The organism is Pseudomonas sp. NPDC088414, assembly GCF_044753325.1.
In the GTDB taxonomy this organism is placed as follows: Bacteria; Pseudomonadota; Gammaproteobacteria; order Pseudomonadales; family Pseudomonadaceae; genus Aquipseudomonas.
Genome location: NZ_JBIVMY010000002.1, coordinates 55,775 through 73,262 on the forward strand (window position 1 = coordinate 55,775; position 17,488 = coordinate 73,262).

General features: G+C 62.3%; 11 protein-coding genes. 8 read left to right on the forward strand and 3 right to left on the reverse strand.

The window, feature by feature from the left end:
- The first annotated feature begins 135 nt into the window (after positions 1 to 135).
- Positions 136 to 1,755: a PvdJ/PvdD/PvdP-like protein gene (locus ACIP8I_RS03150; protein WP_400758612.1), complete on the forward strand. Its 1,620-nt coding sequence runs from the start codon at positions 136 to 138 to the stop codon at positions 1,753 to 1,755.
- 195 nt (positions 1,756 to 1,950) lie between these two features.
- Here the strand turns inward: ACIP8I_RS03150 and ACIP8I_RS03155 are convergent, their stop codons facing one another.
- From ACIP8I_RS03155 to ACIP8I_RS03165, 3 genes are read right to left on the reverse strand one after another with little or no spacing between them, the layout of a single operon-like run.
- Positions 1,951 to 3,342, reverse strand: a complete 1,392-nt coding sequence (locus ACIP8I_RS03155) for an efflux transporter outer membrane subunit (RefSeq protein WP_400758613.1) — start codon at positions 3,340 to 3,342, stop codon at positions 1,951 to 1,953.
- Between the two features lie 7 nt (positions 3,343 to 3,349).
- On the reverse strand, positions 3,350 to 5,323 hold the full coding sequence (locus ACIP8I_RS03160; protein WP_400758615.1) for a MacB family efflux pump subunit: 1,974 nt from the start codon (positions 5,321 to 5,323) through the stop codon (positions 3,350 to 3,352).
- Positions 5,324 to 6,496 (reverse strand): efflux RND transporter periplasmic adaptor subunit, encoded by a 1,173-nt coding sequence (locus ACIP8I_RS03165; protein WP_225138204.1) that lies wholly within the window; start codon positions 6,494 to 6,496, stop codon positions 5,324 to 5,326. It lies immediately after the preceding gene.
- A gap of 322 nt (positions 6,497 to 6,818) precedes the next feature.
- Between ACIP8I_RS03165 and ACIP8I_RS03170 the strand changes: the two genes are divergently transcribed.
- The 7 genes from ACIP8I_RS03170 (at position 6,819) to ACIP8I_RS03200 (ending at position 17,488) form a co-directional block, all read left to right on the forward strand.
- Complete coding sequence (locus ACIP8I_RS03170) at positions 6,819 to 7,301, forward strand: sigma-70 family RNA polymerase sigma factor (protein WP_045122005.1); 483 nt, start codon at positions 6,819 to 6,821, stop codon at positions 7,299 to 7,301.
- 134 nt (positions 7,302 to 7,435) lie between these two features.
- Positions 7,436 to 8,770, forward strand: a complete 1,335-nt coding sequence (locus tag ACIP8I_RS03175; protein ID WP_400758618.1) for a lysine N(6)-hydroxylase/L-ornithine N(5)-oxygenase family protein — start codon at positions 7,436 to 7,438, stop codon at positions 8,768 to 8,770.
- Between the two features lie 587 nt (positions 8,771 to 9,357).
- Entirely contained in the window at positions 9,358 to 12,057 is a 2,700-nt protein-coding gene (gene mgtA, locus ACIP8I_RS03180; RefSeq protein ID WP_400758620.1) for a magnesium-translocating P-type ATPase, read from the forward strand.
- Positions 12,058 to 12,199: 142 nt separating this feature from the next.
- Positions 12,200 to 12,916, forward strand: coding sequence for an MgtC/SapB family protein (locus ACIP8I_RS03185; protein ID WP_027614024.1), 717 nt, complete (start codon positions 12,200 to 12,202; stop codon positions 12,914 to 12,916).
- A gap of 136 nt (positions 12,917 to 13,052) precedes the next feature.
- Positions 13,053 to 13,553, forward strand: a complete 501-nt coding sequence (locus ACIP8I_RS03190; protein WP_400758622.1) for a chemotaxis protein CheY — start codon at positions 13,053 to 13,055, stop codon at positions 13,551 to 13,553.
- Between the two features lie 76 nt (positions 13,554 to 13,629).
- Positions 13,630 to 14,262, forward strand: a complete 633-nt coding sequence (locus tag ACIP8I_RS03195; protein WP_007968285.1) for a response regulator transcription factor — start codon at positions 13,630 to 13,632, stop codon at positions 14,260 to 14,262.
- 7 nt (positions 14,263 to 14,269) lie between these two features.
- On the forward strand, positions 14,270 to 17,488 hold the full coding sequence (locus ACIP8I_RS03200; RefSeq protein WP_400758624.1) for a transporter substrate-binding domain-containing protein: 3,219 nt from the start codon (positions 14,270 to 14,272) through the stop codon (positions 17,486 to 17,488).

Below are 17,488 nucleotides of genomic sequence, written 5' to 3' on the forward strand. Positions count from 1 at the left end.
TGGGAGTTGCTTCGCAACTCATCGGGGATGAATCCCCTCGCCACGGGTCATCATCGTCGGGCGCGTTAAATTTGCCGGGGCAACAAACGTTCTAGCTTGGATAAAGCCTGCTTCATGGCTGACACAGGTAGGGCAATGAAGATTTCTCGACGATGGTTCATGGCGGGCCTGGCGCTGACCGGCGCTGCCGTGCCTGCGGCGTATTTCGGGCATCGTGAATGGACGAAGCCGGACCCGACGATCACCCCGGGCGAAGCGTCTTTCGATGTCGCGGACATGGCCGGGCAGCGCCTGGCGAATGCGTTGCGCGGGGTGTGGGATATCCGTTTCGAAGGTGCCGATGCCGGCCTCGAAGGCTTGCCGCCCAAGGGCCTGCAAGTGTTTCTCGACATCGGCCAGAAGGGCCGTGGCGTGTGCGGTTTTCTCGACACGCCCGAGCGCCTGCGCTCCGCTGAAACCCCGCGTTATCGAATTCTGGGCGACCTCGCGAAAGCCGATGCGGCGAAGCTGAGCTGGCGCCTGATCGGCGCCGACGGCCAGATCAGCTATGAGCTGGAGATGATCCTCGATGAGGTCTGGGCCGACTTCGGCAATGCCGGCAGTGGCACGCTCAGCGGCAAGGCCTTGCGCCTGGATCGAGCGCTGGCCTTGCCGGCGCAGGACAACCGCTTCGTCGCCGTCAAACGGCTGTTTCCCGAAGCGCGCGAGCGCACGCCGCTCAACCCGACGTTGCTGGCGTGGTTGATCTCTCCCGAGCATCGCCTGTTTCACCAGTTGTGGCATGCGACCCGGGACAAGTGGCACAAACTGCCCGAGGACAAACGCGAAGCCTTGCGCGGCATTGGCTGGCAGCCCGGCCCGCGCGACAAGGAGCGCGATGCCCGTGGCCCGCGCAAGGATCGCAATGGCTCGGGCGTGGACTTTTTCTTCATGCACCGGCACATGCTCGGTACGGCGCGCTCGATGCAGGATCTGCCGTCGTGGGCGTTTTTCCCGCTGCCGCAGCCGGAGCTGATTCGCGACCGCGTCGGCTTCGCCCGCTATTTCGACAACCACGACGGCGCGGCCTTGCCGCCCACCTGGACGGCGGCGGGCGATGACGAGTTCAGCCAGTGGGTCAGCGACATCAAGACTGCCGAGACCTACGAAAGCAACTTCCAGGTCTGGGAGTCGCAGTATCGCGATCCGGCGTATCTGGCCCGGCTCACCCTCGGCCAGTTCGGCTCCGAAGTCGAACTGGGCCTGCATGACTGGCTGCACATGCGCTGGGCCTCCGTGCCGCGCGATCCGTCCAATGGTCAGCCGGTACCGTTTGCCCGCGATCCGGCGGACTTCGCTGCCCGCTGGTACAACGCCGAAAACGACTTCCTTGGCGATCCGTTTTCTTCACACGTCAACCCGACGTTCTGGCATTTCCATGGCTGGATCGACGATCGCATCGAGGACTGGTTCCGCGCCCATGAGCGTTTCCATCCGGGCGAAGTCACGCGGCTGCAGGTCAATGGCGTGCCATGGTTTGCTCCGGGGCGCTGGGTGGAAGTCGACGACCCGTGGCTCGGGCCGATCACCCATGGCTGCAGCACCACGCCGGGATTGCAGATGGGCAAGACGGTGGAGATGGATCCGGAAACCATGAAGCTGGCGCTGCGCATTACCTTCATCACCGACGAGGAAAAACTCGCCGGCCTGTTCCGCCGCGTGCCGCAACGGCCTTGGTATGCGCGCAATCTGAAGCCTAAAACCAGCCCGGCTTGAGGGCTGCGTCATCGATCATTCGCGAGCAGGCTCGCTCCCACAGGTTCAGGTGTCAGCCCGAGATAGCGGCAACACCGTCAATCAATGTGGGAGCTGGCTTGCCAGCGATAGCATTGGGTCAGGCAACGTTGATGTCGGGAGTGCTGGCCTCATCGCTGGCAAGCCAGCTCCCACAGGGTTGTTGTGTTGATTCGATTACAAAGTCTGCCACCCGCCGCCAAGTGCCTTGTACAGCGCAATGCTGGCCTGCACTCGTGACAGCCGCAGTTGTGCATGCTGATCCTGGGCCGCGTACAGCGTGCGCTGGGTTTCCAACACGGTCAGCAAGTCTTCGGCGCCGGCCTGGTAGCGGCTCTGGGCGATGTCGAATGCGGTCTGCGCCTGATTCAGTTCTTCGTCCTGCCACAACCGCTGTTCATCCAGGCGACGAATGCTATTGAGCGCTTTTTCCACATCGGCGAAACCGTTGATGATCGCGCCACGGTAGGTTTCCAGCAGCTCTTGCTGGCGCGCCGAGGCCTTGTCGCGTTCAGCGCCGAGGCGACCGTTATTGAAAATCGGTGCGACCAGCCCGGCGGTCAGGTTGTAGAAAGGGCTGCGAATCAAATCGTCGAACTGATTGGCGCCCGAGCCGAGTTGGGCGGTCAGGGTCAGTGCCGGCAACATGGCCGCGCGAGCGACTTTGACGTCCGCCTCGGCGGCGGCCAGCTGGGCTTCGGCGCGTGCGATGTCCGGACGATGCGTGAGCAACTCGCTGGGCACGCCGGCGGCGATGTCTGGCCACTGCAGGTGCTCGAAGGACTCTGTCGCCGACAGTTGTTGCACCGGTCGGCCGAGCAGGGCGGCGAGGCTGATCAACGCGTCCTGGGCTTGCTGTTGCACGCGCGGCAATTGCCATTGCTGGGCGGCGACCAGGCTCTTCTGTTGCGCCAGCTCCAGCGCGGTGGCTGAGCCTGAATCAAACCGCGTCTGCACCAGTTTCAGCACGCTTTGCGCGTTGGCCAGATTGAGTTCGGCGATGCGGCTCTGCTCGCGCAGCGACAAGGTCTGCGCATACGTGCTGGCAACGCCGCTGAGCAATGTCAGCTCGACCGTCGCCCGGTCGAATTCGCTGGCCTGCAGGGCGAACTGCGCACTGTCGCGCGAGGCGCGTTTGCCGCCCCAGAAATCGATTTCGTAGGTGGCGCTCAGGTTGGTATCGAAATAGTCCACCGCCTTGTTGCTGCTGTTGGCATCGAGTTGGCTGTAGCCATTGCCGCGCAGCAGTTTCTGCCGATTGGCATTCAGACCGGCCTTGACCTCCGGCAACTGAGAGCCGCCAGCGATGACAGTGCCTGCCTGCGCCTGACGCACTCGAGCAACGGCGGCCGCGAGGTCGAAACTGCCGACGCGAGCCTGTTCGATCAGGCGATCCAGTTCCGGGCTGCCAAATTGCGTCCACCACTGCGGGTTGTTGCGGGCAACGCTGGCGCCATGGGGCGACTGCCAGGCAGCTGGCGGCTGCACGCCACTGTCCGGGCGTTGAACGGGACTGCCGCAGGCGCTGAGGATCAGGCACACGGTCAACAGGCTGAGGCGCGGTTTCATAGATCGATCATTCACTGGTAAGGGCCGTGACCGGGTCAAGCCGGGCAGCTTTGCGGGCCGGCATGAAGCCGAAGACAACGCCGGTGACCAGGGCGCAACCGAAGGCGCCAAGTACCGCCATCAAGGAAAAGGCCACGGCCACTTCGCTGAGGATCAGCACGCCGCCGACGATCAGCGCCAGGGCGATCCCGGCAATGCCGCCGACCACCGAGAGCATCACCGCTTCGGTGAGGAACTGCCGGAGGATGTCACGCTGGCGGGCGCCGGTGGCCATGCGAATGCCGATCTCGCGAGTCCGCTCGCGCACGGTCATGAGCATGATGTTCATCACCCCGATACCGCCGACCAGCAGCGAGATCGCGGCAATCGAGCCGAGCATCAGCGACAGGGTGTTCTGGGTGCGCGCCTCGGCCTGGATCATCGCGGCGTTGTTGGTCAGTTCAAAATCCTTCTTGCCGTTGTGCAGGCGCAGCATCAGTTGCTCGATGGCCTGCTCGGTGTCCTTGACCTTGCGCGCGTCGGCGGCGGCGATGGCCACGTATTCCGGATTGCGCGTGCCGAACAGCCGGACGCTGGCCGCCGAATAAGGGATGGCGATGCGATTGTCGCTGTCGGAGTCGCCGGAGCTGGCGCCTTTTTCCGCAAGCACGCCGACCACCTGGAACGGCACATTCTCGATCAGGATGAATTGGCCGATCGGGTTAGGCACATCCTTGAGCAGTTTGCTGCTGACTTTGTGGCCGATCACCGCAACGGCTGCAGCGTTCTGCTCGTCGGCCTCGGTGAAGTAACTGCCTTGCACCACCGGCCAGTTGAAGATCGCCGGGAAGTTGGTGTCGTTGCCGCCGACGTAACTCAGGTGGTCGGCATTGCCGTAACGCACCCCGGCCTCGGCGCCGTTGACCGGCATGATCCGCTGCACTTGCGGCAGGCTGGCCAACGCGTGCACATCGTCGAGGGTGATGATCCCCGGCGGCGTGCGCGGGTTGGGCGCCGAGCCGCTGAGGTAAATGATGTTCGAACCGAACGCGCCCATCTGCGCCATCACCTGGCGTTTACTGCCTTCACCGACCGCCAGCATCACCACCACCGACGCCACACCGATGATGATCCCGAGCAGGGTCAGTGCGGTGCGAAAGCGGTTGATCCACATCACTCGCCACGCGGCGTGCAGGGCATCGACCAGTTCACCTTTCCAGGCGCCAGTGGCGTCCGCGCCCACGGCCAGACGCTGGCGCAGATCCACTGCTTGCAGGGTGCCGGGATTGGCGCTGATCTGGGCGTGGGGATTATCGCGGGCGCTGTCGCTGATGATCAGGCCGTCGCGGATTTCGATGATGCGTTTGGCCCGGGCCGCGACTTCGCGGTCGTGGGTGATGAGGATCACCACGTGGCCCTGGCTCGCCAGTTCGTCGAGCAGCGTCATCACCTCTTTGCCGCTGTGGCTGTCGAGGGCGCCGGTGGGTTCGTCGGCGAGGATGATGTGGCCGCCGTTCATCAACGCCCGGGCAATCGACACCCGTTGCTGCTGACCGCCGGACAACTGATGCGGGCGATTGCCGGTGCGCGAGGCCAGGCCGAGGCGGTCGAGCAGGGCGGCGGCGCGGGCGTGACGTTCGGCGGCCGGGGTGCCGGCATAGATCGCCGGCATCTCGACGTTTTCCTGAGCCGAGCCGGATGGAATCAGGTGATAGCCCTGGAACACGAAACCGAAGGCTTCGCGGCGCAGCCAGGCCAGCTCGTCGCTGTCGAGGCCGGCGACGTTTTCCCCGGCAAAGCGATACTCGCCGGAGGTCGGCCGGTCGAGGCAGCCGAGGATGTTCATCAGGGTCGATTTGCCAGAGCCGGAAGCGCCGACAATCGCCACGAATTCGCCGGCGTGGATCGACAGGTCGATACCGCGCAGCACGTGAACCTCGGGAGCGTCACCGCCGCCGTAGGATTTGCGGATGTCCTGCAGGTCGATCAGAGGCGTTTGCATTCAGCCTCCGCTGCCGTCGACCGGGCCGATCAGCAGGTGATCGCCTTCGTTGAGGCCGTCGACAATCTGCACCTTGAGCCGGTCGCTGATGCCGGTGCGTACCTCGCGTTGCTGGATGTCGCCATTGGCCGCCACCACCTGCGCGGTTTGCAGGTTGGCCGTGGTGCTGCCCTGCAACGCGGCGACCGGGGCGGTGAGCACGCCTTTGGCCTGATTGGCGACGAAAAACACCTGGGTGGTCATCTCGGCCATCAAGGCGTTGTCGGCGTTATCGACGTCGAGCAAAACCGTGTACAGCACAACGCGGGCGCTGCCGCTTTTACTGCTGCTGGCCGGGCTGCCGCCACCCTGGCTGGTCTGGTCCAGCGGCTTGGGCGGCACTGGCAGGATCTGCCGCACGGTGCTGCTCCAGCGGCGCTGGCCGCCGCTGAGGGTGGTGAAGTAGGCGGTCATGCCCGGTTTGACATGGCCGATGTCGGCCTCGGAGACCTCGGCCCACACGGTCATCGGTGACAGCTTGGCGATGCGCAGGATCAGCGGCGTTTGCTGTTGCGCGTTGAGGGTCTGGCCCTCGCGGGCGTCGAGGGCAACCACGGTGCCGGCCATCGGCGCGTAGATTCGGGTGTAGCCGAGTTCGGCCTGATCACTGCGCAGGCTCGCTTCTGCCTGGCGGATCTGCGCCTGGAACATGTCGACGCGGGCCTGAGTGGCTTTCAGTTCGGCGCGGGCGGTTTGCACGTCTTCTTCACGGGTGGCGCCACCGGCCACGAGATTCTGCTGCCGCTGATACTTTTGCCGCGCCAGTTCATGCTGGGCGCGCTGCTCCTGCAATTGCGCCTTGAGGTTTTCGATGGAGAAGCGTCCGGCGTCGAGTTTGGCCTTCTGCGTGGACGGATCGATTTCCACCAGCAGTTGACCTTCCTTGACCACGTCACCGACTTCCACGTGGATTTTCTGGATCTGCCCGGAGGCCTGCGCGCCGACATCGACATACCGGCGCGGTTGCAGGGTGCCCAGCGCGGTGACGCTGCTTTCGATGTCGCCACGGCTGACTTGCACGGTGGCGAAGCGCTCGCGGCCCGGCGGCATGATTTGCCATGCGGCGTAGGCAACAACGGGAATCAGACAAAGGACTGCGAGCAGGGCGCGTCGAGCGGGGCGGGGACGTTTCATGCAGGGTTCCGGCCAGTGGAATTCGGCCCGTCGTTCGGCTGCACGCAACAGCGCGCAGCCGCTGAACGCTGTCGCGGGGCGCGACAGACACGGGGAGCTGTCCTGTAAACGATGGATGTGGAGGGGAATTTAAGCGAAGACACAGGATGTTACAGGTATAGAACGCCACTATTTGACGGGCAACGACAAACGCCACTTTAAATCTATATGAGAATTACTATAAATTACGCACCTCAAGTTGCCACTATCTTGCTACCCGTGTTTGCGGGGCCTTCGATCAGTGTGCTCAAGGATCGAATCCGCATCGAAGCGGCCGGGAGTCATGTTGGAAAACTACTATCGCGAGCTGGTGTGTTTCCTGAACGCCAAGCTCGGCAACCGTCAGGTCGCCGAAGATGTGGTGCATGACGCTTATGTGCGGGTTCTGGAACGCTCCAGCGACACGCCCATCGAGCAGCCGCGGGCCTTTCTCTATCGCACGGCACTGAATCTGGTGATCGACGATCATCGGCGCAACGCCTTGCGCCAGGTCGAACCGCTGGAAGTGCTCGACAGCGAAGAGCGTTATTTCACCCCGTCGCCCCACGGCACCCTCGACCACGGCCAACGTCTGGAGATGCTCCAGCGCGCCTTGGCGGAATTGTCGCCGCTGTGTCGCGACAGTTTTCTGCTGCGCAAGATCGAAGGCCTGTCGCACCCGCAGATCGCCGAACATCTGGGGATTTCCAAGGCGCTGGTGGAAAAGCACATCGTCAATGCGATGAAGCATTGCCGCCTGCGCATCAAGCAATGGGATGCCCATTGAGCCGCCATCGCTAAATTTTATTTCACTGTCCTCGTTCCTACTCAACAGACGACCTGCTGTCCTGCTCAAGGCCAGTTGGGTCACTTAGGCTCTCCTTTCCCCTTGTTGAGGGGTTCATCCAGAGGACACTGGAAATGACTCAGGCAATTGCATCGCCCATCGTTCACGACCTGATCGGCGTCGGTTTCGGCCCTTCGAACCTGGCGCTGGCCATCGCTCTGCAAGAGCGCGGCCCGACCCACGGCGAACTGGATGTGCTGTTCCTCGACAAGCAGGCCGACTACAGCTGGCACGGCAACACCCTGTCGACCCAGAGCGAATTGCAGATTTCCTTCCTCAAGGATCTGGTAACCCTGCGCAACCCGACCAGCCCGTACTCGTTCGTCAACTACCTGAAGGCTCACGGGCGTCTGGTGGACTTTATCAACCTCGGCACCTTCTACCCGTGCCGCATGGAGTACAACGACTACCTGCGCTGGGTCGCCGGGCAGTTCACCGAACAGAGCCGTTACGGCGAAGAAGTGCTGACCATCGAACCGGTGCTGCACAACCATCAGGTTGAAGCATTGCGCGTGATCTCCCGCGACAGCGAAGGCCAGCAGTTCGTGCGCACTGCGCGGTCGGTGGTGGTCAGTGCCGGTGGCACGCCGCGGATTCCCGAAGCGTTCAAGGCGCTGAAGGGCGACAGCCGTGTGTTCCACCACTCGCAGTACCTGTCGCAGATGGCCAAACAGCCGTGTGTGAACAACCAACCGATGAGCATCGCGATCATCGGCGGCGGGCAGAGCGCGGCGGAAGCCTTCATCGATCTGAACGATTCGTTCCCGTCGGTGCAGGTCGACATGATCCTGCGCGGCTCGGCCCTCAAGCCTGCGGACGACAGCCCGTTCGTCAACGAAGTTTTCTCGCCGGAGTTCACCGATCTGGTGTTCCAGCAAAACAGCGCCGAGCGTGAGCGCTTGGTCAACGAGTACCACAACACCAACTACTCGGTGGTCGACATCGACTTGATCGAGCGCATCTACGGCATCTTCTATCGGCAGAAAGTCTCGGGCATCGCCCGTCACGCGTTCCGTACCCTGACCACCGTCGAAAGCGCCACCGCCACCGAGCGCGGCATCGAACTGGCGGTGCGCAACAACGCCACCGGCGAAGTCACCGTGCGTATCTATGACGCCGTGGTCCTGGCCACCGGTTACGAGCGGCAGATGCACCGCAAACTGCTGGCGCCACTGGAAGAATACCTCGGTGATTTCGAGGTCGATCGCAACTACAAACTGATCACCGACGAGCGCTGCAAGGCCGGCCTGTACATGCAGGGCTTCTGCCAGGCCAGCCATGGTCTGAGCGACACGCTGCTGTCGGTGCTGCCGGTGCGTGCCGACGAGATTGCCGGTTCGCTGTATGAGCATGGCAAGCATCGTGGGCATCGTTCGGTGGCGGATCTGTTGTTGGCGACTGCCAGCTGAATCAGCATTGCCTGATCCACCGCAATCGCTGGCAAGCCAGCTCCCACAGGATCTGTGTCGGATGCAAAACTTGTATTCACTGGAGATTCTTGTGGGAGCGGGCTTGCCCGCGATAGGGCCCTGAAGACCGGCGAAAAATCTGAATCCTGAACCCTTCCTGAACATCCCCGATATTCCCCGACACACCTCCTTACACGGGTTTACTCTCCAATCATCGAGGCGTAAGCTTCGCGCGTTTTCATCAATAGCGGAGACCCACAGTGGGTACTTGTTCGAGTGACAGTTGTCGGCCGGTCTCGGTAACCGGCAGATTCTCGGCAAGATAACGCGCAGCCTTTCTCTGCCGTTGTCTCGCCGTAAAGCGAGCAGCGGCATCCCGATCATGGTCAGTTGAGACCATGTCCCGACGTCCTTCTCATCGACACTGAAAGTATGTGATTTCGACCGTGTGGTCGTGATCGCAAACCTATCGACACGCCTGTCCTTTGTGACCGGCGCGCCAAGCCTTGCCGTGCCGGATTTTCCGGTGAACGAGGCATGGTCGTACCTGCTCGACGGTTTCCCGGCTGACCATAGGGGCAACAGCCATGAAACTTACGCTCAAGGAATTTTTCGCAGGCTTCCTGCGCACACGCCACATCGCCCGGCACTTCCGCCGTCTGGCGCTGCTGGAATCGATCAACGACACCACGGTCAGCCGTGAAGTGCCGCCCACCCTGGCCAACACCCTGGTCGATGCGGCCCATCGCGACAGCGGCGAACTGCTGTCTTCGCTGGGTACTCACACCGACGGCCTGACCGATTTTGAAGTCGATGCACTGCGCGCGCAGTACGGCCTCAATGAAGTCGATCACGAGCAGCCGCTGCCACGGTGGACCCACCTGTGGCACTGCTACAAAAACCCGTTCAACCTGCTGCTGACTCTGTTGGCGGTGATCTCGTGGCTGACCGAAGACCTGAAAGCTGCCACCGTGATCTTCTCGATGGTGGTGCTGTCGACGCTGCTGCGTTTCTGGCAGGAAAGCAAATCCAACCAGGCCGCCGACGCGCTCAAGGCCATGGTCAGCAACACCGCCACGGTGATGCGCCGCGATGAGCCGCGCGTCGAGTTGCCGATCAAGCAACTGGTGCCGGGCGACCTGATCGTGCTGTCCGCCGGCGACATGATTCCCGCCGACTGCCGGGTGCTCAGCGCCAAGGACCTGTTCGTCAGCCAGGCAGCGATGACCGGTGAATCGATGCCGGTGGAGAAGTTTGCCCGTCAGGCCGACCGCGACACGCGCAATCCGCTGGAGCTGGAGAACATCCTGTTCATGGGCACCAACGTGGTATCCGGCACGGCGGTGGCGGTGATTCTCACCACGGGCAACAGCACCTATTTCGGTGCCCTGGCCCAACGTGTGGGGGCAACTGATCGCGCGGTGACTTCGTTCCAGATGGGCGTGAACAAGGTCAGCTGGTTGCTGATCCGCTTCATGTTTGTCATGGCGCCGCTGGTGTTGTTCATCAACGGGTTCACCAAGGGCGACTGGACTGAAGCACTGCTGTTCGCGCTGTCGATCGCCGTGGGTCTGACCCCGGAAATGCTGCCGATGATCGTCACCTCGACCCTGGCCAAAGGTGCGGTGTTTCTGTCGCGCAAGAAAGTCATCGTCAAGCGTCTGGATGCGATCCAGAACTTCGGCGCCATGGACGTGCTGTGCACCGACAAGACCGGCACCCTGACCCAGGACAAGATCTTCCTCGCGCGCAATGTCGATGTCTGGGGTGAAGATTCCGATGACGTGCTGGAAATGGCCTACCTCAACAGCTACTACCAGACCGGGCTGAAAAACCTACTCGACGTGGCGGTGCTGGAGCACGTGGAAATCCACCGCGAACTGAAGGTCGGCACGGCGTTTCGCAAGGTCGATGAAATACCGTTCGACTTCAATCGCCGGCGCATGTCGGTGGTGGTCGAAGGGCGTGGTCAGCCACATCAACTGATCTGCAAAGGTGCGGTGGAAGAAGTGCTGGCGGTGTGCACCCGTGTGCAGCACGGCGATGTCGAGGAAGCCTTGAGCGATGAATTGCTGACCCGGATTCGTCAGGTCACCGCAGCATTCAACGCTGAAGGCTTGCGCGTGGTGGCAGTGGCTGCCCGTTCGATGCCGCAAGGTCGCGACACCTACAGCCTGGCGGATGAGCAGGAACTGACGCTGATCGGTTATGTGGCGTTCCTCGATCCACCGAAGGAAAGCACCGCACCGGCGCTCAAAGCGCTGGCCGAGCACGGCGTGGCGGTCAAGGTGCTGACCGGTGACAACGAACTGGTGACCGCGAAGATCTGCCGTGAAGTCGGTCTGGCGCAACAGGGCTTGCTGTTGGGCAACGACATCGAGCGCATGAGCGACGCTGAGCTGGCGGTGGCGGTGGAGAACACCAACGTGTTCGCCAAGCTGACGCCGTCGCACAAGGAGCGCATCGTGCGCATCCTCAAGGGCAACGGGCACGTGGTCGGGTTCATGGGGGACGGCATCAACGATGCGCCGGCGCTGCGTACCGCCGACATCGGGATTTCGGTGGACAGCGCGGTGGACATCGCCAAGGAAGCCGCCGACATCATCCTCCTGGAAAAGAGCCTGATGGTGCTGGAGGAGGGCGTGCTCGAAGGGCGCCGGACCTTCGCCAACATGCTCAAGTACATCAAGATGACCGCCAGTTCCAACTTCGGCAACGTATTCTCGGTGCTGGTGGCCAGTGCGTTCATTCCGTTCCTGCCGATGCTGCCGATGCACCTGCTGGTACAGAACCTGCTCTACGACATTTCGCAGATCGCGATTCCGTTCGACAACGTCGACAAGGAGATGCTGAAGAAGCCGCAGCGCTGGCAGCCGGCTGATGTCGGGCGCTTCATGCTGTTCTTCGGCCCGATCAGTTCGATCTTTGACATCCTGACGTTCGCCTTGATGTGGTATGTGTTCGATGCCAACACCCCGGACCACCAGACCCTGTTCCAGTCCGGCTGGTTCGTGGTGGGGCTGCTGACCCAGACGCTGATCGTGCACATGATCCGCACGCCGAAGATTCCGTTCCTGCAAAGCCGTGCAGCCATGCCGCTGCTGGTAATGACCGGGATCATCATGGCGGTGGGGATCTTCCTGCCGATGGGGCCGCTGGCCAACTACTTCAAACTGCAGGCGCTGCCGTCGCTGTACTTCGTGTTCCTGCCGGTGATCCTGCTGGCGTACATGGCGCTGACTCAGGCGGTGAAAGGTTTCTACATCCGCCGGTTCGGCTGGCAATAACAACAGGACAACGCTGTTCCCTCTGTAGGAGTGAGCCTGCTCGCGATGGCAATCCGTCAGTCAAAATTTCAACGACTGACACACCGCTATCGCGAGCAGGCTCACTCCTACAGGGGATTCGGATGTTTTCAAGGACAAGACTATGCAAGCCATCAACAACCTCAACCTCGATTCACTGCTCGACACCCTGGTCAGCCTCAGCGCCGCCTTCATCCTCGGTGGCCTGATCGGTTTCGAGCGCCAGTACCGGCAACGCACCGCCGGCCTGCGCACCAACGTGCTGGTGGCGGTCGGCGCGGCAATATTCGTCGACATGGCCAACCGTCTCGGCGGTGCTGAAGGCGCGGTGCGGGTGGTCGCCTACGTGGTCTCGGGCATCGGCTTTCTCGGTGCCGGGGTGATCATGCGCGAGGAGGGTAATGTGCGCGGCCTCAACACCGCCGCGACTCTGTGGACTTCCGCCGCCGTCGGTGCCTGCGCCGGTGCTGACCTGCTGGCCGAAGCGGTGCTCGGCACGCTGTTCATTCTGGCCGCCAACACCTTGCTGCGGCCGATCGTCAACAACATCAACCGCCAGCCGCTGGACGTGGTCTCGGCGGAAGTCACCAACATCGTTTACGTGATCGCCCGGCGCTCGCAGCAGAAAGCCGTGTTTGCCCTGCTCGAAGCCGAGCTGGAACGCAGCAACTACCCGGCCAGCGACGTCGATGTGCACGCCTTCGGTGCCGACGAAATCGAGATCGAAGCCACGCTGGCGACCACCTCGGTGGACGGTGACGAGCTGGATGCCCTGGTGGCGCGGATCTCGACTTCAGCGCTGGTGGTGCAGGCGTTCTGGAGTCCGAGTACGACGGAATAAGGCAACAACCTCGGACAGCCCTTCGGCATGGCTCAAGGGTGGGGATGAATGACCGGTTTTTTAGGAAAAGTCCTACAGAACTGCTCCTGAGGCTTGCGTAGTCTTGGCGCACCCATCCACCGCCCCGAGATCGAGCATGATCAATAAATCCCTGCGCATCCTGATTGCCGATCCGCAGCATTTTCACCGGATGAAAATCGAGCGCCTGTTCAATGGCCTCGACTACTTCCGCATCGCTCCGATACAGAATCTGCTTGAATTACTGACCCTGGTGGACTACGGCTGTGCACCGTTCGACGTCGTGGTCATCAACGCCGAGCTGGCGGCCGGAGCGCTGGACCTGCCGGGGTTTTTCCTGCACAACCCGCAGGTGCGCCACGTCCTGATCTATAACGAACCCTCGGCACCTGCGCTGACGCCTGCTGGCTTCGCTCAGGAAAACCTGCAGATCAGCCCCGTCGCCTTGCCCAATGCGGCTGCGATCAAGGACCTGATGGCGCGGGTCGATGTTGCCCCGGTTTGCGCGGCGAACACATGGAAAACGGCGCCAGCCTCGCAGCACCGGGGCTTGAGCATGGATTTCCCTTTGGCGCAACTGTCAGATCTGACAGGTAGATACGCTTTGCTTCCCGTGTAACAGTCTTTGCGCAGCCACCCCGGCGGGAACAGCGGGTGGCGCTATCCATCGTCCTGTTTTTGCACTGGGAGCGGTCATGAAGTCAGCGCTGATCGTCGACGATCATCCGGTGGTAAGGGCTGCCGTGAAACTTGTCCTCGAAACCGAAAGGTTCAAGGTGATTCACGAAGCATCCAGCGCCAGCGAAGCCATGGCGCTGAGCCGGGAGCACAAGCCGAAACTGGTGGTACTCGATCTCAAGCTGCCGGGGCTCGGCGGACTGGAGGTACTGGAGCGGCTCAAGGCCACTGATCCCGAGTGCAGGGTCCTGATTTTTACCTCTCAGGATCCGCTGCACTATCAGGATCGCTGTCTGCGTAGCGGCGCCATGGGTTACGTGGCCAAAACCAACCAGTTGCTGCAATTGCACAAGGCTGTCCAGGCGCTGATGTCGGGCTACTCCTATTTTGCTGCACTGCCTGATAGCGGCCCGGTGTCGTCGCCGTCGCACCGCAGCGAAAAGCAGCTGATCGACGAGCTCTCCAACCGTGAACTGAGCATTCTCGAGCAGTTGGCCCTGGGCAAGCCCAACAAGAATATCGCGGCCGAAATGTTCCTCAGCCACAAGACCGTCAGCACCTACAAAACCCGCTTGATAAAAAAGCTGGGTCTGCACTCAAAGTCAGCGGTGTACTTGCGCGAATTCGCCAAGCGCAACCATTTGATCTGAGTGGAAAATGAATCTGCGACGCTGCTGGTGCGTGCTGTGGTTGAGCATCACGGCCACCTGCTGGGCCAGTGAGCCGCCACAGCCTCTGGAGTTGTTGAGCCAGGCGGCACTGGAAAATATCCGGGTTCCGCTCGACGAGCAGGATCGCCAATGGCTGCGCCAGCACCCCCGGTTGCGCATGGGCATTTCCGGCGCCGATTACCCACCGTTTGAAATCACCCGCAATCGGTTGGAGCTGGAAGGGCTGACCGCCGATTACGCGGAGCTGCTGGCGCAACTGCTCGGTGTGCGGATCGAGGTGCAACGCTTTACCCATCGCGACGCGCTGATGAGTGCACTCAAGCGCGGCGAACTCGATCTGCTGGGTACCTCGAACAATTTCGAACTGGCCGATGCGGATTTCATTTTGTCGCGCCCCTACGCCGAAGACCAGCCGATGCTGGTCACCCGGCTCGACGAAACATTGCCGGCGGACTTGGCGGGCCGACGCATCGCCATGGTCGAGGATTATCTGCCGCTGACCAGCGTGCAGGCGTTCTACCCCGAGGCGAAAGTGCAGCGCTATCCCTCGGCGATGGACGCGCTGGGTGCGGTGGCGTTCGGTGTCGATGATGGTTATTTCGGTGATCTGATCAGTGCCAATTACCTGATCAACACCAATTATCGCAATGACCTGCAACTGGCCGGGCCTTCCGGGCTGGATGCCAATCCCTTCGGTTTCGCCCTGCTGCGCAGTGACGTACGCCTCAAACGCATCATCGACAAGGCGCTGGCGGCGATTCCCATGGAGCGTCGTCAACTGATCGAGCAGCGCTGGAGCGCGGGGCGCGCGCACATGGCCGCGCAGTCGCGAGTGCGCTTCAGTGCCAGCGAGCAGCAGTGGCTGGCGCAACATCCGCGGGTGCGGGTCGGTGTGATCGAGGACTTCGCACCGCTGACGTTCTTTGATGCCGACGGGCGATTCAATGGGCTGTCGGCGCAGTTGCTCAACCTGATCGGTCAGCGTACCGGGCTGCAATTCGAAGTGATTCGTGGACGTTCGCTGGACCGCCAGATCGAACAGCTCAAGGCCGGTGAGCTCGACGTGCTGCCGGTGGTGACCCCGAGCAGCGAACGCGAAGCCGAGCTGCAATTCACCCGCGCCTACCTGAACAACCCGTTCGTGCTGGTCAGTGCGACAACCGCGGGTAGTCCGCGCAGCCTCATTGATCTGCCGGGCAAGCGCCTGGCGATTTATCGCGGTCATCCGTTGCGCGACTACATTTTGCAGCGAGTGCCCGGGATCCGCCTGGTGGAGGTGCGCAGTCCTGCCGAGGGCATGGAGCAGATCGCCAAAGGCCAGGCCGACGCCACCGTCAGCTCGCTGCTGGTGGCGCGCTTTCTGATCGCCCGCCATTACCGCGAGCGCCTGCGCATCACCAACACGATCGGCGATCAACCGGCGCGGATCGCCCTGGCGACCGCAGCGCAGGATACGGCGCTGCACACGATTCTGAACAAGGCGCTGCTGAGCATCGCGCCACAACAGATGGACGAACTGGTCGAGCGCTGGAGCCATGACGTGGTTGTGGAAGAGAGCTATTGGCAGCGTCATCGCCACGAAATCCTTGTGGCGTTTGCCGCTGCGGCAGGGCTGCTGTTGCTGGCCTTGACCTGGATCGCCTTTCAGCGTTGGCAGTTGCGCCAGCGTCAGCAGTGGTTGCAGCAGTTGCAGCAGGCCAAGGATGCCGCCGACGACGCCAACCGGGCCAAGACCACGTTTCTGGCGACCATGAGCCATGAAATCCGCACGCCGATGAACGCCCTGATCGGCATGCTCGAACTGGCCCTCAAGCGTGCCGAGGAGGGCGTCACCGACAAATTGGCGATCGAGGTTGCGTCCGCTGCCGGCCAGCAATTACTGGGATTGATCGGCGATATTCTCGACATCGCGCGCATCGAGTCCGGGCATCTGTCCCTCGCGCCGCAACGGGTCAATCTGCGTGAACTGGTGAACTCGGTGTGCCGGGTATTCGAGGGGCTGGCGCGCGAGAAACGCCTGCTGTGGCAGGTCGAACTGGATGCGCACAGCGACGTCGAGGTGATGCTCGACCCGATACGCTTCAAGCAAGTGCTGTCGAACCTGTTGAGCAACGCGATCAAGTTCACCGAGCACGGTCAGGTCACTCTGCAACTGGCGGTGAGCAGGACAGCGCTCGGCCAGTCGGCCGTGAAAGTAGTGATTGAGGACAGCGGCATCGGCATCAGTGAAGACGACCGCAAACGCCTGTTCAGTCCGTTCGTCCAGGTCGGCAATCATGGCCAGTCAGCGCGCAGCGGCTCGGGATTGGGACTGGTGATCAGCCGCAACCTCTGCGAAATGATGGGCGGAACACTGCACCTCGACAGTGAGCCGGGGCATGGCACGCGGGTCGAGATAAATCTGCAATTGCTGCCTCTGGCCGCGCTCGCCCCCGAGGCGGCAAGCCCCGCCGTGGCGGACACGCCGGCGCGCTCACTGAGCGTGCTGGTAGTGGACGATCATCCGGTCAACCGCTTGCTGCTGTGCTGGCAACTGAGTGAACTCGGCCACCGCACAGTCGACATCGAGGACGGTGAGCTGGGCTTGCAGCGTTGGCGGACCCAGGCCTTCGATGTGCTGATCACCGACTGCAACATGCCACGGCGCAACGGCTACGAACTCGCCCGGACGATCCGTGACGAAGAGGCGGCGAGCGGCCGGGGGCGTTGCCTGATCCTCGGGTTTACTGCCAACGCGCAAGTCGAGGAACGGGTTCGTTGCCTGGAGGCCGGCATGGACGATTGTTTGTTCAAGCCGATTCGCCTGGATGATCTGCAACAGTCGTTGCAGTTGGCCAGTCACGGCGACATCGATCACCTGCCGACCCCGGCAGTGACGTTGACCGAGATCGACCTGAGCGCGCTGGAGCAGATGGCCGGAGACGATCATGCGGTGATGCAACGCCTGCGCGAACAAGTGTTGCGCAGCTTGCACGACGATCTGCAACGGCTGGATGCGGCGCGCCAGCCACAGGATCTGGACGGGTTGCGGACACTGGCGCATCACATCAAGGGCGGTGCGCAAATGGTCGGTGCGGCGCGAGTGGCGGCGGCGTGCACCGATCTTGAACAGGCGTGCCGCGACGCCGAAACCCTGGCTGTCCACCGCTCGGTGGCTGCGCTGCGCACCGCCATGCTTGGCCTCGCGCAGCGCCTTCAGGACTGA